At 65.2% G+C, this 21,586-nt stretch carries 23 protein-coding genes; 14 read left to right on the top strand and 9 right to left on the bottom strand.

Features of this window, described 5'->3' with window-relative positions; translation table 11 throughout:
- Nucleotides 1-118 precede the first annotated feature (118 nt).
- Complete coding sequence (locus ACQR1W_RS28785) at nucleotides 119-892, top strand: SDR family oxidoreductase (RefSeq protein WP_434853946.1); 774 nt, start codon at nucleotides 119-121, stop codon at nucleotides 890-892.
- Nucleotides 893-1,294: 402 nt separating this feature from the next.
- Here ACQR1W_RS28785 and ACQR1W_RS28780 read toward each other — a convergent pair whose 3' ends face one another.
- The gene (locus ACQR1W_RS28780) at nucleotides 1,295-1,909 is read right to left on the bottom strand and encodes an FMN-dependent NADH-azoreductase (protein ID WP_434853945.1); all 615 of its coding nucleotides are present in this window, start codon (nucleotides 1,907-1,909) and stop codon (nucleotides 1,295-1,297) included.
- A 109-nt stretch (nucleotides 1,910-2,018) separates the two neighbouring features.
- Between ACQR1W_RS28780 and ACQR1W_RS28775 the strand changes: the two genes are divergently transcribed.
- Complete coding sequence (locus ACQR1W_RS28775; RefSeq protein WP_434853944.1) at nucleotides 2,019-2,417, top strand: winged helix-turn-helix transcriptional regulator; 399 nt, start codon at nucleotides 2,019-2,021, stop codon at nucleotides 2,415-2,417.
- Between the two features lie 23 nt (nucleotides 2,418-2,440).
- Here ACQR1W_RS28775 and dprA read toward each other — a convergent pair whose 3' ends face one another.
- From dprA to ACQR1W_RS28750, 5 genes are all read right to left on the bottom strand, one after another.
- A complete protein-coding gene (gene dprA, locus ACQR1W_RS28770; protein WP_434853943.1) occupies nucleotides 2,441-3,586 on the bottom strand; it encodes a DNA-processing protein DprA in 1,146 nt (381 codons plus the stop codon).
- 63 nt (nucleotides 3,587-3,649) lie between these two features.
- Complete coding sequence (locus tag ACQR1W_RS28765) at nucleotides 3,650-5,023, bottom strand: patatin-like phospholipase family protein (protein ID WP_434854041.1); 1,374 nt, start codon at nucleotides 5,021-5,023, stop codon at nucleotides 3,650-3,652.
- Between the two features lie 135 nt (nucleotides 5,024-5,158).
- Complete coding sequence (gene plsY / locus ACQR1W_RS28760; RefSeq protein WP_434853942.1) at nucleotides 5,159-5,755, bottom strand: glycerol-3-phosphate 1-O-acyltransferase PlsY; 597 nt, start codon at nucleotides 5,753-5,755, stop codon at nucleotides 5,159-5,161.
- A gap of 30 nt (nucleotides 5,756-5,785) precedes the next feature.
- Entirely contained in the window at nucleotides 5,786-7,087 is a 1,302-nt protein-coding gene (locus ACQR1W_RS28755) for a dihydroorotase (protein ID WP_008967059.1), read from the bottom strand.
- A 23-nt stretch (nucleotides 7,088-7,110) separates the two neighbouring features.
- Nucleotides 7,111-8,064: an aspartate carbamoyltransferase catalytic subunit gene (locus ACQR1W_RS28750; protein ID WP_008967058.1), complete on the bottom strand. Its 954-nt coding sequence runs from the start codon at nucleotides 8,062-8,064 to the stop codon at nucleotides 7,111-7,113.
- On the opposite strand from ACQR1W_RS28750, the gene ACQR1W_RS28745 reads away from it, so the two are divergent.
- From ACQR1W_RS28745 to ACQR1W_RS28730, 4 genes are all read left to right on the top strand, one after another.
- The gene (locus ACQR1W_RS28745; RefSeq protein WP_434853941.1) at nucleotides 8,042-8,899 is read left to right on the top strand and encodes a M15 family metallopeptidase; all 858 of its coding nucleotides are present in this window, start codon (nucleotides 8,042-8,044) and stop codon (nucleotides 8,897-8,899) included. The genes ACQR1W_RS28750 and ACQR1W_RS28745 overlap by 23 nt on opposite strands.
- Before the next feature lie 20 nt (nucleotides 8,900-8,919).
- Nucleotides 8,920-10,563 carry an acyl-CoA dehydrogenase family protein gene (locus tag ACQR1W_RS28740; protein WP_434853940.1) on the top strand — a complete coding sequence of 548 codons (1,644 nt, stop codon included), beginning with the start codon at nucleotides 8,920-8,922 and terminating at the stop codon, nucleotides 10,561-10,563.
- A gap of 23 nt (nucleotides 10,564-10,586) precedes the next feature.
- The gene (locus tag ACQR1W_RS28735; protein WP_434853939.1) at nucleotides 10,587-11,366 is read left to right on the top strand and encodes a CPBP family intramembrane glutamic endopeptidase; all 780 of its coding nucleotides are present in this window, start codon (nucleotides 10,587-10,589) and stop codon (nucleotides 11,364-11,366) included.
- Nucleotides 11,367-11,571: 205 nt separating this feature from the next.
- The gene (locus tag ACQR1W_RS28730) at nucleotides 11,572-12,180 is read left to right on the top strand and encodes a CPBP family intramembrane glutamic endopeptidase (RefSeq protein WP_434854040.1); all 609 of its coding nucleotides are present in this window, start codon (nucleotides 11,572-11,574) and stop codon (nucleotides 12,178-12,180) included.
- On the opposite strand, the gene ACQR1W_RS28725 is transcribed toward ACQR1W_RS28730, so the two are convergent.
- From ACQR1W_RS28725 to ACQR1W_RS28715, 3 genes are all read right to left on the bottom strand, one after another.
- Nucleotides 12,177-13,106, bottom strand: a complete 930-nt coding sequence (locus ACQR1W_RS28725) for an AEC family transporter (protein ID WP_434853938.1) — start codon at nucleotides 13,104-13,106, stop codon at nucleotides 12,177-12,179. The two genes, ACQR1W_RS28730 and ACQR1W_RS28725, sit on opposite strands and share 4 nt — an antisense overlap.
- Before the next feature lie 3 nt (nucleotides 13,107-13,109).
- Nucleotides 13,110-13,595 carry a Holliday junction resolvase RuvX gene (gene ruvX / locus ACQR1W_RS28720; RefSeq protein WP_434853937.1) on the bottom strand — a complete coding sequence of 162 codons (486 nt, stop codon included), beginning with the start codon at nucleotides 13,593-13,595 and terminating at the stop codon, nucleotides 13,110-13,112.
- Between the two features lie 88 nt (nucleotides 13,596-13,683).
- Complete coding sequence (locus tag ACQR1W_RS28715) at nucleotides 13,684-14,574, bottom strand: LysR family transcriptional regulator (protein WP_434853936.1); 891 nt, start codon at nucleotides 14,572-14,574, stop codon at nucleotides 13,684-13,686.
- Between the two features lie 102 nt (nucleotides 14,575-14,676).
- Between ACQR1W_RS28715 and ACQR1W_RS28710 the strand changes: the two genes are divergently transcribed.
- From ACQR1W_RS28710 to ACQR1W_RS28675, 8 genes are all read left to right on the top strand, one after another.
- Nucleotides 14,677-15,660 (top strand): NAD(P)H-dependent flavin oxidoreductase, encoded by a 984-nt coding sequence (locus ACQR1W_RS28710; protein WP_434853935.1) that lies wholly within the window; start codon nucleotides 14,677-14,679, stop codon nucleotides 15,658-15,660.
- A gap of 16 nt (nucleotides 15,661-15,676) precedes the next feature.
- Nucleotides 15,677-16,753, top strand: a complete 1,077-nt coding sequence (locus tag ACQR1W_RS28705; protein WP_434853934.1) for an NAD(P)H-dependent flavin oxidoreductase — start codon at nucleotides 15,677-15,679, stop codon at nucleotides 16,751-16,753.
- Between the two features lie 122 nt (nucleotides 16,754-16,875).
- Nucleotides 16,876-17,163 carry an Asp-tRNA(Asn)/Glu-tRNA(Gln) amidotransferase subunit GatC gene (gatC, locus tag ACQR1W_RS28700; protein WP_434854039.1) on the top strand — a complete coding sequence of 96 codons (288 nt, stop codon included), beginning with the start codon at nucleotides 16,876-16,878 and terminating at the stop codon, nucleotides 17,161-17,163.
- Nucleotides 17,164-17,197: 34 nt separating this feature from the next.
- A complete protein-coding gene (locus ACQR1W_RS28695; RefSeq protein ID WP_434853933.1) occupies nucleotides 17,198-17,422 on the top strand; it encodes a hypothetical protein in 225 nt (74 codons plus the stop codon).
- Nucleotides 17,419-18,894: an Asp-tRNA(Asn)/Glu-tRNA(Gln) amidotransferase subunit GatA gene (gene gatA, locus ACQR1W_RS28690; protein ID WP_434853932.1), complete on the top strand. Its 1,476-nt coding sequence runs from the start codon at nucleotides 17,419-17,421 to the stop codon at nucleotides 18,892-18,894. The genes ACQR1W_RS28695 and gatA overlap by 4 nt, the downstream gene beginning before the upstream one ends.
- Nucleotides 18,885-19,181 carry a hypothetical protein gene (locus ACQR1W_RS28685; protein WP_434853931.1) on the top strand — a complete coding sequence of 99 codons (297 nt, stop codon included), beginning with the start codon at nucleotides 18,885-18,887 and terminating at the stop codon, nucleotides 19,179-19,181. The genes gatA and ACQR1W_RS28685 overlap by 10 nt, the downstream gene beginning before the upstream one ends.
- A gap of 6 nt (nucleotides 19,182-19,187) precedes the next feature.
- Nucleotides 19,188-20,666, top strand: coding sequence for an Asp-tRNA(Asn)/Glu-tRNA(Gln) amidotransferase subunit GatB (gene gatB / locus ACQR1W_RS28680; RefSeq protein WP_434853930.1), 1,479 nt, complete (start codon nucleotides 19,188-19,190; stop codon nucleotides 20,664-20,666).
- A 154-nt stretch (nucleotides 20,667-20,820) separates the two neighbouring features.
- Nucleotides 20,821-21,336 (top strand): hypothetical protein, encoded by a 516-nt coding sequence (locus ACQR1W_RS28675; RefSeq protein ID WP_434853929.1) that lies wholly within the window; start codon nucleotides 20,821-20,823, stop codon nucleotides 21,334-21,336.
- Nucleotides 21,337-21,586 lie beyond the last annotated feature (250 nt).

The following is a 21,586-nucleotide window of genomic DNA, read 5'->3' as shown; positions in this document are numbered from 1 at the left end:
CAAGCGCTCGCTGCCGTTCCAGCAAGCGGACGCTCATCACGATATTGTGGTTGCATTATTAAACCGCAAGGCCTAGATGGCTCAAGCAGTTTAATAATGCAACCAGATGGAGCCGAGAATGAGACTGGCGAACAAGACCGCGTTGATTACCGGCGGGAGCAGCGGACTTGGGCTGGCCACGGCCAGACGATTTATCGAGGAAGGCGCGCGGGTGGCGATCACCGGTCGCGATGCTGATCGGCTCGCGGCCGCTGCCAAGCAGCTTGGCTCTCGCGCGCTCGCCCTGGTAGCCGATGCGACCGACATCGCTGCCACCGAGGAGGCCATCGCCACGGCGGCGGCTCAATTCGGCAGGCTCGATATCGTGTTCGCCAATGCCGGCATCCCCGGTCAGACTCCGCTTGGTGGAACCAAGCTTGAAACCTTCGAGCAGGTGATCAGGACCAATCTCACCGGCGTCTTCTTCACGGTCCAGGCGGCGCTGCCTTATCTGAGCGACGGCGCCTCGATCATTCTCAACGGCTCGGTGATTTCGGCGCTCGGCCATCCGGGCTATGCCGCCTATGCGGCGAGCAAGGCCGGCGTGCGCGCGATCGCGCGGGTGCTGGTGTCGGAGCTCTCACCGCGCGGGATCAGGGTCAATGTGGTCGCGCCCGGCGCGATCCGGACACCGATCTGGGGCGCGGCGATCGCCACTCCCGAAGCCGAGAAGGCGTTCGAAGCGCGGATCGCGCGCTCGACACCGCTCGGCCATATCGGTGAGCCCGAGCACGTCGCCAACACCGTGCTGTTTCTCGCCTCCGACGAAGCCGCGCACATCCAGGGCCAGGAGCTCTTTGTCGATGGCGGCGCGAGCGCCGCGCCGGCCGGCGCGCCGATCTACCGCGGCTGATCGGAATTACCGCAGGCTCCGCTCGGTGTGCACGCCCGCGTGCACATTGAGCTTTCCTTTGCTGAATTTGCGTCTCACTTGAACCTTTATCGCGATTGCACCGACCCCCGAGCAGGCTGGGATATTTGACGCATGAATATTTCGGAGAGTTGCTATGGCAAAGGCCGCTCGCGTGTCTGCTTCAATGCCCGTATCCGCCGCGGTCTCAAACCAGGCGGCGGCCGCGCGATCCGATTGGGATAGTCTGCTTTCGATTTTGCTTTTTTCCGCCTTCGGTCTCTTGGTCTCGCTCGGCCTGTTATTGCTCGGAGCGCCTCTGATCTGGGACTGACGCACTGACCGAATTGATTTGTCGTCGGCAATGGACTGGCTGCCGCCTCGGCGAAGCGGCAGCCAGGGTGCTCACGCCGCCTGCAGACTGCCTGCAGCCTCAAGCGCGCTCTTGACGGCTTTCTCGCGGTGCTCGGGCCCGACCTGGATGCCGTCGGCGGCGATGAACTCCAGATCCTTGACCCCGATGAAGCCGAACACGGCGCGCAGATAGGTCTCGAGGTGCTCGAGTGCCGCCATCGGCGTATCCGCGCCGTAATAGCCGCCGCGCGACACGGCGATGATGACGCGCTTGCCGCCGGCGAGACCCTCCGGGCCGTTCGGGCCGTAGCTGAAGGTCTTGCCGCGGACCGCGATGCGATCGATCCAGGCCTTGAGCTGGCTCGGGATCGAGAAATTGTACATGGGGGCGCCGATCACGACGATGTCGGCGGCGAGGAATTCCTCGAGCACGGCCTGTCCCGTCGCAAGGTCTTGCGCGATGGCCGGGTCAGTGGGCGCCGTGCCCTGAGCTGCTGCCAGATGTGCACCCGACAGGTGAGACAGGGGCGCCGTGGCGAGGTCACGGTATGTGGTTTGAAGGCCGGGAACCGCCTGCTGAAGCCGTTCGGCGATCGCAGCCGATACCTGCCGGCTGACGGAATAGGGGCCGAGTACGCTGGAATCGATGTGGAGGAGCTTTGTCATTGCAGTCACCTTGGTGTAGGTTGGTCGGTATAGGTTTGTAACCGACGCTATATGCGTGACTGCTCGCGAACCGCACAAGAACGCACAATTTTGAAACCCGGGCACATCCGTGAAACCTGCGAACATCCAAGTTCCTGCTGATTCACCGTCACCGGACCACCATGACTGCCGCGGCGTCGCCCCGATCCTGGCGCGGGTTGGCGACAAATGGAGCGTGTTCGTCATCATGATGCTGGGTGACGGGCCAAAGCGCTTCAATGAGCTCAAGCGGCTGGTCGGCGGCATCTCGCAGCGGATGCTGACATTGACCTTGCGCGGCCTGGAGCGCGACGGGCTGGTGACGCGGACCGTGTTTCCGACCATCCCGCCGCGCGTCGACTACGAGCTCACCGATCTCGGGCGAGGCTTATTGGGTCCGGTCAAGGCGCTCGGAGAATGGGCGATCGCGCACCGCGACCGGATCGAGGACGCGCGTCTGCGATTCGATCTGCGCAACGACGGGCAGTAAAGCACCGCCTGAGCGGGGCGATCCTAGCTTAGTGACACCAGCCCGCCGCCATGACGTTCGAGCCGGCCGGCGAGTTCAAGCTCGAGCAGCACCGTGCGCAGCACGGCAGGCGCGAGCCCGCTGATCCGGATCAGGTCGTCGATCGAAACCGGTGTTGGCCCCAGCAGGGCGACGATCTGATCCCGGTCATAGCTCTCCGGATCCGGCGCGAACGGCTCCTCCTCGTCTTCGCGCAAGGGCAGCTGCAGCGGTCGGCCCATGATCGGCGCCACCGCGCGGATGATGTCGGCGGCTTCGGTGACCAGCGTCGCACCCTGCTTGATCAGGTCATTGGTGCCGGCCGCGCGCGGATCGAGCGGCGAGCCCGGCACGGCGAACACCTCGCGGCCCTGTTCGGCCGCCATCCGCGCGGTGATCAGCGAGCCCGAGCGGTGCGCCGCCTCGACCACGATGACGCCCAGCGCAGAGCCGGAGATCAGCCGGTTGCGGCGCGGGAAGTCGCGCGCACGCGGCTCATGACCCAGAGGCATTTCGGAGATCGCCGCGCCATGTCCGGTGACGATGGCTGCAAGCAGGTCCTCATGCTCCGGCGGATAGATGCAGTCGTGACCGCCGGCGAGCACCGCGATGGTGCCGCCCGCCAGGCTGGCGCGGTGCGCCGCCTGGTCGATGCCGCGCGCAAGCCCGGAAATGATGACGAAGCCGGCGTCACTGAGCTCGCGCGCCAGCTGGCCGGCAAATTTCAGTCCTGCGGCTGAGGCATTGCGCGAGCCGACAATGCCAATCAGCGGCCGCATCAGGCTGTCGATGTCGCCGCGGATGCCGAGCAGAGGCGGCGCATCGTCGAGCGTCGCGAGCCGTGGCGGGTAGCCAGCCTCTCCGGGTGCGAGCAGGCTGATGCCGAGCTTGCGGCTGGCCGCAAGCTCGCGCCTGGCGTCATCAGCACTGCAGATCCGCGCCGACGCCCGAGCACCGCCGCGGCGCGCCAGATCCGGCAGCCGCTCCAGTGCAGCCCGCGCGCTGCCGAAATGAAGCAGCAGCGAGCGAAAGGTGCGCGGGCCGACATTGTCGGAGCGGATCAGCCGAAGACGGTCGAGCCGCTCGGCCTCGCTGATTTCGGTAATCGTGCTGACTGCATCCACGCCTGCGTCTCCGGTTGGCTCCAGCATGGAACAACCGGCGCGCGTGGGGAAGGGGGATCGCGCGACGAGCGCGCTACGCCAATCCTGGAGTTAGGCCAACACCTCGGTCAAGGCATCCGTCGACGGGAACGCCGGGCGCTTCTCCTGGGTGACCAGCGTGGTGCCGTTCGGCGCCTGGTGCAGCCAGCGGTCGCAGGCGTCGCGGCCGCGCTGATGCAACATGGCGATGAAGCTGCGCCCGAGATCGGCGGTGCTGCGCTGGGCGAGACCTTCGATCTCGTCTTCCGCGGCGAGGCGATGAACACGCGGCGGATGCAGGCCGTCATTGCGGGCCCATTCCAGCGCCGCAAGCTCGGCATTGAGCACGGCATTGGCGGTGATCTGGTCGAGCCGCCGGTCGATCGCGGCCGACGTCACCGGGATGTAGTTGTCGCGCGCCGGCGTCACCTGCACCACCAGCAGGTCGGCGGCGCTGGATTCGTGCGCCACGCTCACGACCGGAGGATTGGCCCCGTAGCCGCCGTCCCAATAGGCATCACCGTCGATGTCGACGGCGCAGTGGACCTGGGGCGGACAGCTCGACGCCAGCAGCACGTCCGGGGTGATGTCGGCATTGCGGAACAGTTGGTTGCTGCCGTCGCGGACCCGCGTCGCTGCGATCAAGAGCCGCGGTGCGGCTGCGCTCTGCAGCGCGTCGAAATTGATGGACCCTGCAAGCAGGTCGCGCAGCGGATCGAGGTCGAGCGGATTGAAACGTCCGGCACGCAGATGCGGGCCGAACGAGACCGAGGCGCTGGCCGGCGAGAAGCCGCCGAGCAGCATGACCGAGCGGAACGAGGCTTCGCTGGTCATGCGATTCCAGAACTGTGCGAGCAGTTGGCGCGCGCCCTCGCGACCGCCTTCGGCAAGGCCGCTGGCGAGCAGCGCAGCGTTGATCGCACCGGCGCTGGCGCCGCTGATCGTGTCGAAATCGCAGGCCGGCTCTTCCAACAGGCGCTCCAGCACGCCCCAGGCGAAGGCTGACAACGTGCCGCCGCCCTGCAGCGCCAGCGAGAGCTTGCGTGGCGGCCAGACGCGCGGCGGCGGCGGGAGCGGCGGCGTCGCGATGGTCTCGGCCAGCGACGCGGCCGCAGGTTTCACCTCGGTCACAGCAGGCGTTTCAATCGCGGCAGGCTTTGGCTCCGCCGCAGGCGCAGGCTTTGCACCCGTCGCCAGAATCATCTCGGCGACGACAGTCGTCTCCGGCTGCGATGGTTTCACAACCGGCGGCGGCGCGCTGACGGTGGCAGCAGGCTCTGTCACCTGTGGCGCAGCTGTCGTCGTGTCCTCCGTCGACCAGATCTGCGCGGCCGAGAGGAGTGCGCTGGCGCTGGAGCGAATGGGGGCCGCCTGCTGCGGCACCGGCTCCTGCTGGATTGGATCACCCTGCGATGAACCGCCGGAATTGCTCTTGCGTAACCACATGGAATCAGAATGGCAGGCCTTGCTGATTCCCACCAGAGTCTCGCGCGATCTTGAAGCAGGAACGACGGCAAGTGTTGCTGCGCTGCCGCGGCAAATAAGGCCGAAAGTTGCGCGCTCCCCGTAGGAATGCGGGTGCTATTTTTTGGCGCCGATCTTGCTCTCGGTGCCCGCCCGCAGCCGCTTGATGTTCTCGCGATGCATGTAGATCAGAAGCAGCGTCAGAAGCGTGAACAGCAGAGCCAGTGCCGCATGGCCAAAGGCCCACAGCATGATCGGTGTCAGCACGCTGGCGACCAGCGCCGCCAGCGACGAGTAGCGGAACGCAAAGGCGGTGGCGAGCCAGACCAGGCAGAAGAAGATCGCGCCGGGCCAGAACAGGCCGAGCAGGATGCCGATATAGACCGCAACGCCCTTGCCGCCACGAAACTTCAGCCAAACCGGGAACAGATGGCCGAGGAAGGCGCCGAAGCCGGCTACCATCGCCGCGCTGGGGCCGCCGAAATAGCCTGAGATCACCACCGCCGCGGTGCCCTTCAGCGCATCGCCAAGCAGCGTGGCCGCCGCAAGCCCCTTGCGCCCGGTGCGCAGCACGTTGGTGGCGCCGATATTGCCGGAGCCGATGGTGCGCAGGTCTTGTGTTCCGGCCAGCCTGGTCAGGACCAGCCCGAACGGGATCGAGCCCAGGAGGTAGCCGATGACGAGGGCGATGGGGAGAAAGGCCTCAGGTCCCATGACACGTTACTCCGTTGCCCGCCCGCCGCGTCAGACGTGTTCGTACACGGTGCGGCCGCCGACGATGGTGCGCACCGCGCGTCCCGTGAACCGCGCCTCGTCGAACGGCGTGTTCTTGCACAAGGACTTCAGATCGGCCGGATCGAGCACCCAGGGCACGTCCGGATCGATCACCACGATATCAGCCGGCGCGCCCGCGCGCAGGGTTCCGCCGGGCAGGCCCAACAACTCGGCCGGACGCGTCGACATCGCGCGGATCAGGGCCGTCCAGGTCAGCTCGCCATTGTGCACGAGACGCAAGGCCGCCGGCAGCATGGTCTCCAGCCCGATTGCGCCGCTTGCGGCTTCCGCGAACGGCAGCCGCTTCACCTCGACGTCCTGCGGATTGTGGTCGGACATGATGACGTCGATCAGACCGGAGGCCAGCGCCTCGACCAACGCCCGACGGTCCATTTCGGTCCGCAGCGGTGGCGATAGCTTGAGGAACGTGCGGTAGGGGCCGATATCGTTCTCGTTCAACGTGACATGGTTGATCGAGACCGAAGCGCTGACGGCGAGCCCTGCATCGCGCGCCCGCTTGAGCACGTCGAGCGAGTCGCTCGAACTCAAGGACCCCGCGTGGTAGCGGCCGCGTGTCAGCGCGACCAGGCGTATGTCGCGTTCCAGGATCACCGCTTCCGCCGCTGCCGGAATGCCGGCGAGGCCAAGGCGCGAGGCGAATTCGCCCTCGTTCATCACGCCTTCGCCGACCAGGTCGGGGTCCTCAGCGTGATGCACGATCAACGCGTCGAAATCGCGCGCATAGGCCAGCGCACGCCGCATCACCAGCGCGTTGGTGACGCTGGACTCGCCGTTGGAAAAGGCCACCGCGCCGGCCGCCTTCAACAGGCCGATCTCGGTCATTTCCTCGCCGCGCAGGCCCTTGGTCAGCGCCGCCATCGGCTGGATGTTGACGATCGCGGTGTCGCGGGCACGGCGCAGCACGAAATCGACGGTTGCCGAATTGTCGATCACCGGCTCAGTGCCGGGCTGGCAGATGATGGTGGTGATGCCGCCGGTCGCCGCGGCCTGGCTGGCGCTGGCGAAGGTTTCGCGGTGCACGTAGCCGGGCTCGCCGACGAAGGCGCACATGTCGATCAGGCCGGGCGCGACGATCTTGCCAGCGCAGTTCACGACATCGGTGCCCTCGGGCACGCCGGCGGCACCGATGCCGCGTTTGAGATCACGGATCACGCCGTCGGCGATGAGCACATCGCCGAGACCATCGAAATCGCGTGACGGATCGATCACGCGGGCGTTGGCGAGCAGGATCGGGCGACGTTCGGTCAGCATGGCGTTTCGTCCGATTGAGCTTTTCACGCGTTGGGCAGGTTGCGGGCGAGCGCTTCCAGCACCGCCATGCGCACTGCCACGCCCATTTCCACCTGTTCCCGGATCAAGGATTGTGCGCCGTCGGCGACGATCGAGTCGATCTCCACGCCGCGGTTCATGGGGCCGGGATGCATCACCAGCGCGTCGGGCTTGGCGTAGGCGAGCTTGCGCTGGTCCAGCCCGAAATACTGGAAATATTCCGACGAGGACGGCACGAACGAGCCGTTCATGCGCTCGCGCTGCAGCCGCAGCATCATCACGATATCGGCACCGTTCAGTCCCTCGCGCATGTCGCGCGCGACCTCGACGCCCATCCGCTCGATGCCGGACGGCAGCAGCGTGGAGGGCGCCACGACACGGACCCGCGCGCCCATGGTGTTGAGCAACAGGATGTTCGAGCGCGCCACGCGCGAATGCAGCACGTCGCCGCAGATCGCGACGACGAGACCTTCGATGCGGCCCTTGTTGCGGCGGATGGTGAGCGCGTCCAAGAGCGCCTGCGTCGGATGCTCATGCGCGCCGTCACCGGCATTGATCACGGAGCCGTCAACCTTGCGCGCCAGCAGTTCCACCGCGCCGGAAGCGTGGTGACGCACCACCAGGATGTCCGGATGCATCGCGTTCAAGGTGACCGCGGTGTCCATCAGGGTCTCGCCCTTGCGCATGGACGAGGACGACACCGACATGTTCATGACGTCGGCGCCGAGGCGCTTGCCCGCGATCTCGAACGAGGATTGGGTCCGCGTCGAGGACTCGAAGAACAGGTTGACCTGGGTGCGGCCGCGCAGCACGGTGCGCTTCTTGTCGACCTGCCGGTTCAGCTCGACATATTCCTCGGAGAGATCGAGGAGACCGGTGATGTCGCCAGCGGAAAGGCCCTCGATTCCCAGCAAATGCCGGTGTCCGAGGACGAAAGTGGATTTCGATGAGGATGTCATTAAAGCCAGAGCTATAGGGGCGGTTTCCCCGGGGAGCAAGGGCGAATGCCGCGGTTCCGAGTTATCCCCCGTTCGGTCGGTTCGCCGCCCGATCGGTTCGGCGGCGGCGCTCCTGATCGCTGGCGTCATCGCTGCTCCCGCCGTCGCGCTGCCCGCCGACTTTGTCTATCTGCACAATATCGATCCCACCATCATCCAGGACATCCGCTATGCCGGAAGTAACAATTTCGTCGGGCGGCCGCTCCGGGGCTATGAAGCCGGCGAATGCATCGTGATGTCAGAGGTCGCGCGGCGGCTCAAGGCGATCCAGGATGAGCTGCGGCCGCGCAAATTATCGCTGAAGATGCTCGATTGTTACCGGCCGTCGCGCGCTGTCGCCGAGATGATGGCCTGGGCGCAGAACGGCGTCGAGACCGCGGCCGAGCGCAGGTATAATCCGGCCCTGGCGAGGGCCGATTTGTTCCGCCTTGGCTATATTGCCAGCCATTCCGGCCACTCCACCGGGGCCGCGCTCGACGTCACGCTGGTCGATCTCGCGGCCGACAATTCGGCCGTTTTCGATCCGAGCAAGGCCTATGCGGACTGCATCGCGCCGGCGGCGCAGCGCGCGCCCGAAGGCAGCATCGACATGGGCACCGGTTATGACTGTTCCGATGTGAAGGCACATACCGCGGCCAACGGTATCACGCCCGCGCAACGCCGCTGGCGCAATGAGCTGGTTGCCATCATGGCGCGGCAAGGCTTTGTGAACTATGCCAAGGAGTGGTGGCACTTTTCGCTGCCGGGCGCGGGCGCGATTGCCTATGATTTTCCGATTCAGCCGCGCCACAAATGATCTACCTTTAGGACACGGCCATGACCCAGCCTGCATTCGCGACCCACGAGGTCTTCAACCAGTCGCCGCCGTTCGAGGATGTCGATCTGTATACGGCCGACCAGCCGCTGGTCGCGGCGGTGAAGGCCAATGGCGGTGCAGGCGTCGAGCTGGAGCTGTCGGAGTTCGGACGTCATTGGGGCTCGGCTGCGATGGCCGAGCGTGGCCGGCTCGCCAATGAGAACACGCCGAAGCTGCGGACCTATGATTCCAAGGGCTTTCGCCGCGACGTCGTCGAGTTTCATCCGACCTATCACGAGATGATGGCGCAGTCGGCGCACGCCGGCCTGCACAACTCGACCTGGGCGGCTGACGGGCGGCCGGCCAGCCCACCGTCCGAGGTGGTGCGCGCGGCGAAGTTCTATATCGCCTCGCAAGTCGAGAGCGGTCATCTCTGCCCGATCACGATGACGCGCGCCGCCGTCGCCGCGCTCGCGTCTCAGCCCGACTTGCTGGGCAAGACCATGCCGGTGATCGCGACCCGCAGCTACGATCCGAGCTTCGCACCGTGGTGGGGCAAGCGCGGCATGACGCTCGGCATGGGCATGACAGAGAAGCAGGGCGGCACCGACGTGCGCTCGAACATGACGCGCGCCGAGCGCACGAGCGACGGTTACCGCATCACCGGGCACAAATGGTTCATGTCGGCACCGATGTGTGATGCCTTCCTGGTGCTGGCACAGGCGGATGAAGGCTTGACGTGCTTCTTCATGCCACGCTTCGCGCCCGACGGCTCCGTCAATGCGATCCAATTCCAGCGGTTGAAGGACAAGCTCGGCAACCGCTCCAATGCGTCGTCCGAAGTCGAGTTCGTCGGCGCCTATGCCGAACGTGTCGGCGATGAGGGCAAGGGCATCAGAACCATCATCCAGATGGTGCAGCTGACGCGGCAGGATTGCGCGATCTCCTCTGCCGGCCTGATGCGCTCGGGGCTCGCACATGCGCTGCATCACGCACGCTATCGCAGCGTGTTCCAGAAGCATCTCGCCGACCAGCCGCTGATGCAGTCGGTGCTTTCGGACATGGCGCTGCATGTCGAGGCAAGCGTCGCGCTGGTGATGCGGCTGTGCCGCGCCTTCGATCGTGCGCCCCTTGATACGAAAGAGGCGGCCTATATGCGGCTGCTGACGCCGGCCATCAAATATTGGGTGTGTAAGAGCGCGCCTGCGTTTTTGTACGAGGCCATGGAGTGCCTCGGCGGCAATGGCTATGTCGAGGACGGCATTCTGGCGCGGCATTTCCGGGAGTCGCCGGTGAACGCGATCTGGGAAGGCTCGGGCAATGTGATGTGCCTCGACGTGCTGCGGGCGCTCGCGCGGGAAGCTGAAGCCGCTTCTGCGATCCTCATGTCGCTTGCTGCGGAGACCAAGGGATTGCCCGGCGCCGCCGAGACCGTCGCCTTCATCGGGCAGGCTTTCCGCCGGCCCGACAGCGAGCGCGTGGCGCGGCTCGCGGTGGAGAAGCTCGGGCTGCTCGCGGCCAGCGCCGCGCTGAACGAGGTCATGCCTGATCATGCCGAGCTGTTTGGGGCGACGCGTCTCGCCTCGGTCCATCTGAGCATGTACGGCGCGGTCGATCTCAAGCCCGCCGACATCCGTACGCTGCTGGAGCGTGCGCTGCCGTGATCAACCCGCCTGAAAGCGCTGTCATGGATTCACTCACTCCCGCCAATGAGCCCGTCATCGTCGGTCATCCTGACCGTCCGCCGCGCACGCTCGGCTTCTGGCTGACCGCGCTGTGGGGCATCGCGATCTTCGTCGCGTTGTTCGCGGGGCAGGTGGCCGTGGTGGGCTATTTCCTGCTGCTGCATGATGGCCCGATCGACAGCAGCGCGTTGATCCAGGTTGCGAGCCGCGGGCTCACGCTCTCGCTGTCGGTGATCATGGGCCTGCCGGCGGTGCTGATCGCGGTCTATCTGGCGGTCCGGCACACGCGCACGCGATTCGTCGACTATCTCGCGCTGCGCTGGACCTCCTGGACCTATGTCTGGATCGGCATTGTCGGCATGATCGTGATCGTCATGGGCTGGGACCTGATGTCGCGCGTGACGGGGCGCGAGGTCACGCCCGGCTTCATGCTGGACGTCCTGAAAACGGCGCAAGTGGACGGCACGGTCTGGCTGCTCGTGATCGCCTTCTGCGTCGCCGCGCCGATCTCGGAGGAATTGTTCGCCCGCGGCTTCCTCTATCGCGGCTGGTCGGAAACAGGCCTCGGCGTGCCGGGCGCGATCGTGCTGTCATCGCTGGTCTGGACCGCACTGCACATGCAATACAACTGGTACTTCTTCCTCGAAGTTTTCGCGCTCGGCCTGTGGTTCGGATATCTGCGCTATCGCAGCCATTCCACGCTGGTGACGATCGTGCTGCATGGGCTGAACAATTTCGCGGCGGTGGTGCAGACCATGTGGCTCGCGAGCGGAAACGGTTAATTAAGAGATCCCGAAGCCTGTCGTTGCTTAGCTCGGCCATTCACGCCAGGATCGATCGAAACCGGCGGGGGTCATCATGAGCGACGCTGTTTGCGCACCGAAGGCGCCGCGCACTTGGTACTTTTTCGGCACATTGGGTTTTGGACTGCTAGCCTGTCTGGCGTTCAGTTTCGGGGGGCTCCTGACATTTGCGCTGTTGATCGTCGTGCATCACGTGCCGCCAACAGTTCAATATGAGGAGCTGCTCGACCAGGGATACTGGCAGTCAGCCGCTATGCTCGGCGGATTCCCTTGCGGGCTTGCGGTCATATGGCTCGCCGTCCGGCTCGCGCGGCAGCAGTTCTCCGAATATCTCGCTCTGATATGGCCCGAGCGCAACGAGCTCATTCTTGCTCTGCTCGTCATGTTCATTGTTCTCAATGCGCTGGGCCTGACCGAGAATTTGCTCCACGAGACGGACGCCGGCCTTGTCGCGGAATACCGCGGCGCGAGCAGTGGTCCACCCATGCAGTTCTTTCTTTATTTGGTGACAGGCTGCCTTGGAGCCCCGATCTTTGAGGAATTTGTGTTCCGAGGCTTTCTGTTTCGCGGCTGGTCGGTATCTTTTCTGCGGCCCGCAGGCGCTATTGTCCTGAGCTCGGCGTTATGGGCCGCGGGCCACATCCAATACGACTGGTTCGGGGTCTTCGAGATTTTCGTTTCAGGCCTTGTGCTCGGCTTTTTTCGTTACCGCAGCGGCTCGACCATGCTGGCAATGGTCATGCATTCCGCAAACAATCTTTATGCCCTTTTTTCGATCGGCCTGATGACCTAGCCGGTTGCGACCAGCGCGACGAAGAGCGGCATCGTCACCGCCGCCAGCGCGGTCTGCAGCGTGATGATCTGCGCCAGCAGCGGCGCGTCGCCGCCCATCTGCCGGGCCAATACATAGGCGCTGGGCGAGGTCGGCACTGCGGACGCGACCGCGACGATGACGAGGCTGGGGCCTGATAGTCCGAACCAGACTGCAAGTGCGAGAGCGAGCGCCGGCATTACCACGAGCTTGAGCACCACACCGACCGTCGCCGCGGTGCCGGCGCGCCACAATCCCTCGAAATGCAGCCCGGCGCCGGTGACGAGCAGGCCGATGGCCAGTGACGCCTGCGCCAGCGCGTCGGCGACGTCATGCCACAGCTTCGGCAGCGGGACGTGCAGGACATTGAGCAGAAGCCCGATCGCGCAGGCCCAGATCAATGGGTTGCGGAGGACGGTGGCCGCGATCTCGCCAAACGAGCGCTTTCCAGGCGAGGCGCAGGAGGCAAGCACGGCAACGCTGAAGACGTTGACCATCGGGATGATTGCGACCATCGCCACCGAGGCCAGCGCCAGGCCGGTGGCGCCATACAGGCTGCTGGAGACGCCGAGCGCGACATAGGTCTGCCAGCGCGTGGCGCCCTGAAAGATCGAGCTGAAGGCGGGACCGTCGATCGAAAGACGCGTCAGCAGCGGCCTGAGCGCCAGGCAGAGCAGGGACATGGCGAGCGCGGCGAGGAACAGCGCGCCACCGACGCCCGCGACCGGGACCTTGCTGAGGTCGGCCTTCACCAGCGTCTGCACCAGGAGCGCTGGAAACAGGACATAATAGGTCAGCCGTTCCAGGCCGTGCCATTGCGTGTCGAGCCGCATCAGGCTGTGCTTGAGCACCAGCCCGAGCACGATCAGCAGGAATACCGGCAGCAGGGCCGCGATCACCACGCCCATCGGCTATTGCCCAGACTGCCGCAGCTTGGCGAGCCGGTCGAGCGCGCCCTGCAGGATGAAGATCGCGGCATGGGTGTCGATCACCTCGGCGCGCCGGGCCCGGCTCACATCCATCCCGATCAGTTCGCGCTCGACCGCTGCGGTCGAGAGCCGCTCGTCCCACAGGCCAATCGGCAGCTCGGTGAGGCCGGCGAGATTGCGAGCGAAGGCGCGGGTCGATTGCGCGCGCGGCCCCTCGCTGCCATCCATGTTGATCGGCAGACCCAGCACGATACCGACCGCCTTGCGCTCAGTGGCGAGCGCCAGCAGCCGCGCGGCATCGGCCTTGAAGGCCTTGCGCTGGATCGTCTCCACGCCCGTGGCGAGCTTTCGGTCCGGATCGGACACCGCAACGCCAATGGTCTTGGTGCCGAGATCGAGGCCGATCAACGCACCACGCTCGGGCCAGTGGCTTGCGGCTTCGACGAGGGGGAGAATGGGAGCGGGCATGGCAATGCGCTTAACACGCGCCATGCCCGCAAGGCAAAGTCCTCGCCAGGGAATGCACGTGGACAGTGGACACGAGATAGCGTCAAGCTCAGGCCGCGATCTCGCTCTCTTCGCTCTCGAGACTGGAGATGAATGCCGCCAGCGCACTGGGGTGATGCAGGCTGCGTCGGTAAACAAACAACGTCTCGACGTGCGCGAACTGCGGCTCCAGTGCAAGGATGCTGATCTCTCTGGCAAGCTCGCTGCGTTCGACCACCGTGCGCGGCAGCAGCGCCACGCCCATCCCGGCCGCGACACAGCCGATCATGCCATCGAGCGTTCCCAGTTCGCAGCGCGCGGCCGATGGCCAACCGAGCGTTGCGAACAGGTTCTCCAGCCGGTGACGGTAGGTGCAGCCGACCCTGAAAACCAGCGCGGTCGGTCCTGATTCCGCCGTACCCGCGCGTAAAGAGGCGAGGCTGTCGAAACGCTGCGCCGTGATCAATACCAATTCCTCGCGGAAAGCGGTGATGCCCGTCAGTTCGGCATGGTCGATCGGGCTGGTCACGAAGGCACCGTCGAGCGAGCCTTCAAGCACGGCGGTCGCGAGTTCGGCCGTGGTGGCGGTGCGTAGCGTCAAGCTGACCGCCGGAAAGCGGCGATGGAAGCTTGCGAGCACGGCAGGCAGCCGCACCGCGGCGGTAGTCTCCATCGAGCCGATCGCAAGCGGCCCCTTGGCGTCGCCATCGTCGCGCGCCGCCAGCAGCGCCTCGCGCGATAATGCCGCCATCCGTTGCGCGTACGGCAGCAGGCGGCGACCGGCACCCGTCAGCGTCATGCCGCGGCTGTGACGTTCGAATAACGCCGTGCCGATCTCGGCCTCCAGCGCCTTGATGCGCTGGGTCACGTTGGACTGCACCGTGTTGAGCGCTTCGGCTGCGCGCGTGATACCGCCGGTACGCGCCACCGCCGCAAAGGTCATGAGGTCGGAGAGTTCCACGATCAGGTTCGTTTCGATTTCATGATGTCTGAGTTCTCAAGTATTCATTTCCAGAGAATGCTAGCGCGACCTAGTCTTGGCGTCCAGCGCAGGAGGACGCACATGCCGCTGGCGACACCGCTGACCACGAAGCTTGGAGTCCGCAATCCGATCCTGTCGGCGCCGATGGACATCGTGGCGGGCTCAAGGCTGGTGCGCGCGGTCAGCAGTGCGGGTGGGTTCGGCATTCTCGGCGGCGGCTATGGTGATCGAAGCTGGCTGGAACGGGAGATCGCGAAGCTGAAGGGGTTCTCCGCGCCCTTCGGCATCGGCTTCATCACCTGGTCGCTCGCGACGCAACCCGAACTGCTCGACCTCGCGATTGCCGCGCGTCCGCGGGCCATCATGTTGTCCTTCGGCGATCCCGGGCCGTTCGCGGCCGCAATCAAGGCGACAGGGACGCTGCTGATCTGCCAGGTCCAGGACGAGACGATGGCAACCCAGGCGCTCGATGCCGGTGCTGACATTCTGATCGCGCAAGGGACGGAGGCTGGCGGCCACGGCGCATCGCGGACCACGCTCGACATCGTGCCGGCGATCGTCGATCTCGCAGCCGGCCGGGTGCCGGTGGTTGCCGCCGGCGGCATTGCCGACGGCCGCGGCCTTGCGGCGATGCTCATGCTGGGCGCAAGCGGCGTGCTGCTTGGCACCCGCTTCTATGCGAGCCAGGAGGCCGATGGTGCTGATGAGGCCAAGCGACGGATCTGCGCAGCCAGGTCCGGCGAGACCATCCGCAGCATCATCTTCGATCTCTCGCGCAACATCACCTGGCCGGCTCCGTTCACCGGGCGTTGTCTGCTCAACGATCACGCGCGCCGCTGGATGGGGCGCGAAATCGAGCTCTTACAGCAAAGGAGCGTGATCGTGCCTGACTATATGGCGGCACGCGCCTCCGCCAATTTTGATGTCGCCGCGGTCATCGCAGGCGAGGCGGTCGGCTTGATCCATGATATCCCACCGGCCGCCGAGATCGTCGCCCGCATGGCTGACGAGACCGATCAAATCCTGCAAGGGCGTCGGAATTCTTCGCTCACCGCAGCCGAGTAGCATCAAGGAGCAGAGCATGTGGCCCGACCGCCGTCTCCTCGACCTCTTCAAGACCGAGCATCCGATCGTGCTGGCGCCGATGGCCGGCGTGATGGACGCCGAACTGGTGATCGCGGTCGCCGAAGGCGGCGGGCTCGGCTCGCTGCCTTGCGCAATGCTCACCGCCGAGAAGGCGCGCGAGCAGGTCAACATCATCCGCCAGCGCGTCGCAGCTCCAATCAACATGAACTTCTTCTGTCACCAGGCGGTCGAGCCGGATCCGGCCCGTGAGGCCGGGTGGAGGCAGCGGCTGACGCCGTACTACCAGGAGCTCGGGCTTGACTCGGCCGCACCGGTCAATGCCGCCAACCGCGCGCCGTTCGATGCCGCGATGTGCGCTGTTGTCGAGGAGCTGAAGCCGGAGGTCATAAGTTTTCATTTCGGCTTGCCGGAGCCGGCGCTGCTCAAGCGCGTCAAGGCCGCCGGCGCGCTGGTGCTGGCGTCGGCGACGGTGGTACGCGAGGCGGTGTGGCTCGAACAGAACGGTGCCGACGTCATCATCGCGCAAGGCGCCGACGCCGGCGGCCATCGCGGCATGTTCCTGACCGACAAGCTGGCCGAACAGGTCGGCACCTTCGCGCTGGTCCCGCAAGTGGTCGATGCGGTGAAGCTCCCGGTGATCGCGGCCGGCGGCATCGCCGATGGACGTGGCATTGCGGCCGCCTTTGCACTCGGCGCCTCCGGCGTGCAGATCGGCAGCGCCTATCTGCGTTGCCCGGAGTCCAAGGTGATCGCGCCGGCGCGCGCCGCGCTGGCCCAGGCGAGCGACGAATCGACCGTCATCACCAATGTGATGACGGGGCGGCTCGCGCGCGGCGTCGCCAACCGCGTCATGCGCGAGGTCGGCCCCATTTCGCCGGATGCGCCGGCCTTTCCGCATGCGGCCACGGCGCTGGCTCCCTTGAAGACGGCGGCCGAAAAGCTGGGGAAGGTCGATTTTACCAATCTCTGGGCCGGGCAGGCGCTGCCGCTCGGCCGTGAGCTCCCGGCGGCGGAATTGACGCGCAAATTGGCTCATGACGCGCAGGCGCGGTTGCGCCTCATGGCAGGCTGACGGACAGCCTCTCCTCTGCTGCCTTGATGTTGACGCTGCCGCGCGCGGCCCGCGCGGTTGCAGCGCGAAAGCGGCCTCTGCTATACGAGCGGGCTCGTATCCCCGTTCGAGGCCCTTATATAATGTCCGTCGATGCCGCCACCGTCCGCCGTATTGCCCAACTGGCGCGGATCGCTGTTTCCGAAGCAGAGGTTCCGCATCTGCAGGGTGAATTGAACGCCATGCTGGCGTTTGTCGAGCAGCTCTCGGAGGTCAATATCGACGGCGTCGAGCCGATGACCTCGGTGACGCCGATGGAGATGAAAAAGCGGCAGGACGTGGTGACCGACGGCGAGATCGCCGACGACATCGTCAAGAACGCGCCGACGACCGAAAACCATTTCTTTCTGGTGCCGAAAGTCGTGGAATAGCCGCAACGCCGTAACGAACCGACGAGCCAAACCCATGTGTCTGCTCTGCGACGACGAAAAGGCCTACCAGGCCTATATGAATTACCTCGACGCGATGGAGCGGCAGGGCAAGGCCGCCGATCCCGACAAGGCGGTCGATGCCGTGCTCGATGTGCTTCAGGCCCAGGTCAATGCTGAGACCAACGCCCGCGCGAAGCAGGACGATCCCGCCAACGACAAGACGCTTTCTCCATTCTTCTGCAGCCCGATCAATAAATGACCGATTTGACTTCGCTGACGCTCGCCGAGGCCCGCAAGGGTCTCGCGGCCAAGACTTTCACCTCGCTCGAGCTCACCGACGCCCATCTGAAGGCGATGGAAGAGGCGCGCGCACTCAACGCCTTCGTGCTGGAGACGCCGGATGCGGCGCGTGCGATGGCGCAAGAGGCCGACGCCAAGATCGCGAAAGGTGACGGCGGCCCGCTCGCCGGCATCCCGCTCGGGATCAAGGATCTGTTCGCGACCAAGGACGTGCGCACCACCGCCTGCTCGAAGATCCTCGGTAATTTCGTGCCGACCTATGAATCGACCATCACCTCGCAGCTCTGGCGCGACGGCGCCGTGATGCTCGGCAAGCTCAACAATGACGAGTTCGCGATGGGCTCGTCGAACGAGACCTCGTGCTTTGGCCCGGTCGGCAATCCCTGGCGGCGGGAAGGATCGAACACCACGCTGGTGCCCGGCGGCTCGTCCGGTGGCTCGGCGTCCGCGGTGGCGGCGCTGCTCTGCATGGGCGCGACCGCGACCGATACCGGCGGCTCGATCCGCCAGCCGGCGGCCTTCACCGCGACCGTCGGCATCAAGCCGACCTATGGCCGCTGCTCGCGCTGGGGCATCGTCGCCTTTGCCTCGTCGCTCGACCAGGCCGGGCCGATTGCGCGCTCGACCCGCGATGCCGCGATCCTGTTGCGCTCGATGGCCGGCCACGATCCGAAGGACACCACCTCGGTCGATCGCGAGGTGCCGGACTACGAGGCCGCGATCGGCAGATCCGTGAGGGGCATGAAGATCGGCATCCCCAAGGAGTATCGCCTCGACGGCATGCCGGCCGAGATCGAGAAGCTCTGGAGCGAAGGCGCGGCCTGGCTGAAAGCGGCTGGCGCCGAGCTGGTCGAGGTGTCGCTGCCGCACACCAAATACGCGCTGCCGGCCTATTACATCGTGGCGCCGGCAGAGGCCTCGTCCAATCTCGCACGCTACGACGGCGTGCGCTATGGCTTGCGCGTGCCCGGGCGCTCGATCGGAGAATTGTACGAGAACACCCGCGCCGAAGGTTTTGGGGCCGAGGTGCGCCGCCGCGTCATGATCGGCACCTATGTGCTGTCGGCCGGTTATTACGACGCCTATTATCTGCGTGCGCAGAAGGTCCGCACCCTCATCAAGAAGGATTTCGAGGACTGCTTCGCCAAGGGCATCCATGCGATCCTCACCCCGGCGACACCGTCGGCCGCCTTCGGCATCGGCGAGAAGGGCGGCGCCGATCCGATCGAGATGTATCTCAATGACATCTTCACGGTGACCGTGAACATGGCCGGTCTGCCCGGCATCGCGGTGCCTGCCGGCAAGGACAGCCAGGGTCTGCCGCTTGGCCTGCAGCTGATCGGCCGCCCGTTCGATGAGGAGACGCTGTTCTCGCTTGGTGAGGTGATCGAGCAGGCGGCGGGACGCTTCACGCCGGTCCGGTGGTGGTAGACCTCGCGCAATTCAAGGCCAGCCTCGCGGGCGACGCGCCCGCGTCTGACGTTACGCCGCCGCTTGCCGGACTCTGGTGGGCGGCGAAGGGCGATTGGGATCGCGCGCACAAGATCGTCCAGGACGAGCCGACGCGCGAGGCCGCCTGGGTGCACGCGCATCTGCATCGGATCGAAGGCGATCTCGGCAATGCATCCTACTGGTACCGGCAGGCCGGACAGCCGGTCGCAAAGGATGCGCTGGACGTGGAATGGGAGCGGATCACATCCGCACTGCTTGGGAGTTAGAGAGCCATGACGGCAACCAGCGGCAAGCTGATCAAGGGCGCAACCGGCGACTGGGAGGTCGTGATCGGCATGGAGATCCATGCCCAGGTCACCTCGAAGTCGAAGCTGTTCTCCGGCGCCTCGACCGCGTTCGGCGGCGATCCCAATACCCATGTCTCGCTGGTCGACGCGGCGATGCCAGGCATGTTGCCTGTCATCAACGAGGAATGCGTCCGCCAGGCGGTGCGCACCGGGCTCGGGCTGAACGCCAAGATCAATTTGCGCTCGGTGTTCGACCGCAAGAACTATTTCTACCCCGACCTGCCGCAGGGTTACCAGATCAGCCAATACAAGTCGCCGGTCGTGGGCGAGGGCGAGGTGACCGTCGAGCTCGAGGGCGGCAGGACCGCCACGATCGGCATCGAGCGTCTGCACCTTGAACAGGATGCAGGTAAGTTGCTGCACGACCAATCGCCCTCGATGTCTTTCGTCGATCTCAACCGCTCAGGCGTGGCGCTGATGGAGATCGTCTCCAAGCCCGACATCCGCGATGCCGAGCAGGCCAAGGCCTACGTCACCAAGCTGCGCTCGATCCTGCGCTACCTCGGCACCTGCGATGGCGACATGGAGAAGGGTTCCTTGCGCGCCGACGTCAATGTCTCCGTGCGCAAGCCGGGCGGACCGCTCGGCACCCGCTGCGAGATCAAGAACATGAACTCGATCAACTTTATCGGCCAGGCGATCGAGCACGAGGCGCGGCGCCAGATCGAGATCATCGAGGACGGCGGGGTGATCGAGCAGGAAACGCGGCTGTTCGACCCCAACAAGGGCGAGACGCGTTCGATGCGCTCCAAGGAAGAGGCGCATGACTACCGGTATTTCCCTGATCCCGACCTGTTGCCGCTCGAGTTCTCGCAGTCCTTCGTGGATGAGCTGAAGGCGCATCTGCCAGAGCTGCCGGACCAGAAGAGGGCGCGCTTCATCGCCGATTTCGGGCTGTCGGCCTATGATGCGAGCGTGCTGGTGGCGGAACGGGAGAGCGCAGCCTTCTATGAAACCGTGCTCTCGGAGCTTGCCGACCGCGCCCGCGACGGCAAGCTCGCCGCCAATTGGGTGATCAACGAGCTGTTCGGCCGGCTCAACAAGGAAGGCCGCGACATTTCCGCCTCGCCGGTCTCGGCCGGCCAGCTCGCCGATATCATCGCGCTGATCGGCGAGGGCACGATCTCCGGCAAGATCGCCAAGGACCTGTTCGAGATCGTCTGGACCGAAGGCGGCGATCCGCGCGCCCTCGTCGAACAGCGCGGCATGAAGCAAGTGACCGATCTCGGCGCGATCGAGAGGGTGGTCGACGAGATCATCGCCGCCAATCCCGACAAGGTCGCCCAAGCGCAGGCCAAGCCGCAGCTGGTCGGCTGGTTCGTCGGCCAGGTGATGAAGTCCTCCGGCGGCAAGGCCAATCCGCAGGCCGTCAACGATCTGCTCAAGAGCAAGCTCGGCATCTGAAACGACGGCACGGGAAGCGGATGCACGTTCGCTTCCTGTCTGCCGGGACGTCGCGATGCGAACGTTAACCCCCCAAGCTCCACCGCGTCGAAGGGCCGGCTAGCGTTCCTCCGAACGCCAACGCCCGTGCACGCGCCTCCCTGATGGGATGCGAATGCCGGCGTCGAATGACGACGTCGTCTTCGTTCCAACGCCTCGCGTGCGTTGCGCCTCGCGTCGTTGCGGCTCGCGTTTTGCGAATCGCTCGTGCGCGATTCGCAAAAAAGCCACCTTTGATGAGCCCCGGATCAAGTCCGGATCGAGCGCGCGACCCTATCAACGAAAATTTTTTTCGTTGCCAAAATTTCCCGACTCGACGTTCGGGCGCGGCTTCCTTCGGCTGAGTCTCTTGATTGCGACGCCGTTGCGCGCGGTGTCGCGGCTTCAGCAGGGCTTGCAGAAAATGCCTGCAGTAAAGGCCTTTCCTGCGCTCTTTATTAGTTCGATGATTTTGCATTCGCGTGCGGCCCGCGTCATCGACCGCGTTGCTCGTCCGCTCGTCTCGCGAACTGCGTCGCGCGCGCGCGCGTTCGCGTGTCAACACTTCCTTAAGCCGGAAGCTGTTTTTTTCTTTGCGTTGGTGTATTCGGGAAGGAGTGCATCTCGATTCCCGAGTGCACGCAGCGACTAAGCCATCTCACATCGGAGGGCAACATGGCGAAGAAAGCGAAGAAGGCGAAGAAGGCAGTGAAGAAGACTGCGAAGACCGCGGCGAAGAAGACCGCGAAGAAGACCAAGAAGGTCGCCAAGAAGAAGTAAATCTCGCGGTCATCGCGAGATGAGCCGGCAGCTTGATGCCGGCGCGTCGTTGGAACGTCCGGCCTGGTTGCTCGTTATGAGTGGTTCAGGCCATTAAGGTCCACGACGAAGAGGGTGTCGGC

Origin of the sequence: Bradyrhizobium sp. HKCCYLS1011, from assembly GCF_051167795.1 — a bacterium.
Taxonomy (GTDB): domain Bacteria; phylum Pseudomonadota; class Alphaproteobacteria; order Rhizobiales; family Xanthobacteraceae; genus Bradyrhizobium.
The sequence above is the reverse complement of the archived record's forward strand: the minus strand, read 5'-3'. Positions and strand labels throughout refer to the sequence as shown.

Excerpts from the sequence above, each read along its gene's own strand:
- gatA (WP_434853932.1), top strand. The coding sequence starts at position 17,419 with ATGACCGATTTGACTTCGCTGACGCTCGCCGAGGCCCGCAAGGGTCTC.
- dprA (WP_434853943.1), bottom strand. The coding sequence starts at position 3,586 with ATGCTGGAGCCAACCGGAGACGCAGGCGTGGATGCAGTCAGCACGATT.
- gatC (WP_434854039.1), top strand. The coding sequence starts at position 16,876 with ATGTCCGTCGATGCCGCCACCGTCCGCCGTATTGCCCAACTGGCGCGG.
- gatB (WP_434853930.1), top strand. The coding sequence starts at position 19,188 with ATGACGGCAACCAGCGGCAAGCTGATCAAGGGCGCAACCGGCGACTGG.
- ACQR1W_RS28765 (WP_434854041.1), bottom strand. The coding sequence starts at position 5,023 with ATGTGGTTACGCAAGAGCAATTCCGGCGGTTCATCGCAGGGTGATCCA.
- ACQR1W_RS28705 (WP_434853934.1), top strand. The coding sequence starts at position 15,677 with ATGTGGCCCGACCGCCGTCTCCTCGACCTCTTCAAGACCGAGCATCCG.
- ACQR1W_RS28755 (WP_008967059.1), bottom strand. The coding sequence starts at position 7,087 with ATGCTGACCGAACGTCGCCCGATCCTGCTCGCCAACGCCCGCGTGATC.
- ACQR1W_RS28785 (WP_434853946.1), top strand. The coding sequence starts at position 119 with ATGAGACTGGCGAACAAGACCGCGTTGATTACCGGCGGGAGCAGCGGA.
- ACQR1W_RS28695 (WP_434853933.1), top strand. The coding sequence starts at position 17,198 with ATGTGTCTGCTCTGCGACGACGAAAAGGCCTACCAGGCCTATATGAAT.
- ACQR1W_RS28750 (WP_008967058.1), bottom strand. The coding sequence starts at position 8,064 with ATGACATCCTCATCGAAATCCACTTTCGTCCTCGGACACCGGCATTTG.
- ACQR1W_RS28740 (WP_434853940.1), top strand. The coding sequence starts at position 8,920 with ATGACCCAGCCTGCATTCGCGACCCACGAGGTCTTCAACCAGTCGCCG.
- ACQR1W_RS28710 (WP_434853935.1), top strand. The coding sequence starts at position 14,677 with ATGCCGCTGGCGACACCGCTGACCACGAAGCTTGGAGTCCGCAATCCG.
- ACQR1W_RS28725 (WP_434853938.1), bottom strand. The coding sequence starts at position 13,106 with ATGGGCGTGGTGATCGCGGCCCTGCTGCCGGTATTCCTGCTGATCGTG.
- ruvX (WP_434853937.1), bottom strand. The coding sequence starts at position 13,595 with ATGCCCGCTCCCATTCTCCCCCTCGTCGAAGCCGCAAGCCACTGGCCC.
- plsY (WP_434853942.1), bottom strand. The coding sequence starts at position 5,755 with ATGGGACCTGAGGCCTTTCTCCCCATCGCCCTCGTCATCGGCTACCTC.
- ACQR1W_RS28735 (WP_434853939.1), top strand. The coding sequence starts at position 10,587 with ATGGATTCACTCACTCCCGCCAATGAGCCCGTCATCGTCGGTCATCCT.
- ACQR1W_RS28675 (WP_434853929.1), top strand. The coding sequence starts at position 20,821 with ATGCCGGCGTCGAATGACGACGTCGTCTTCGTTCCAACGCCTCGCGTG.
- ACQR1W_RS28780 (WP_434853945.1), bottom strand. The coding sequence starts at position 1,909 with ATGACAAAGCTCCTCCACATCGATTCCAGCGTACTCGGCCCCTATTCC.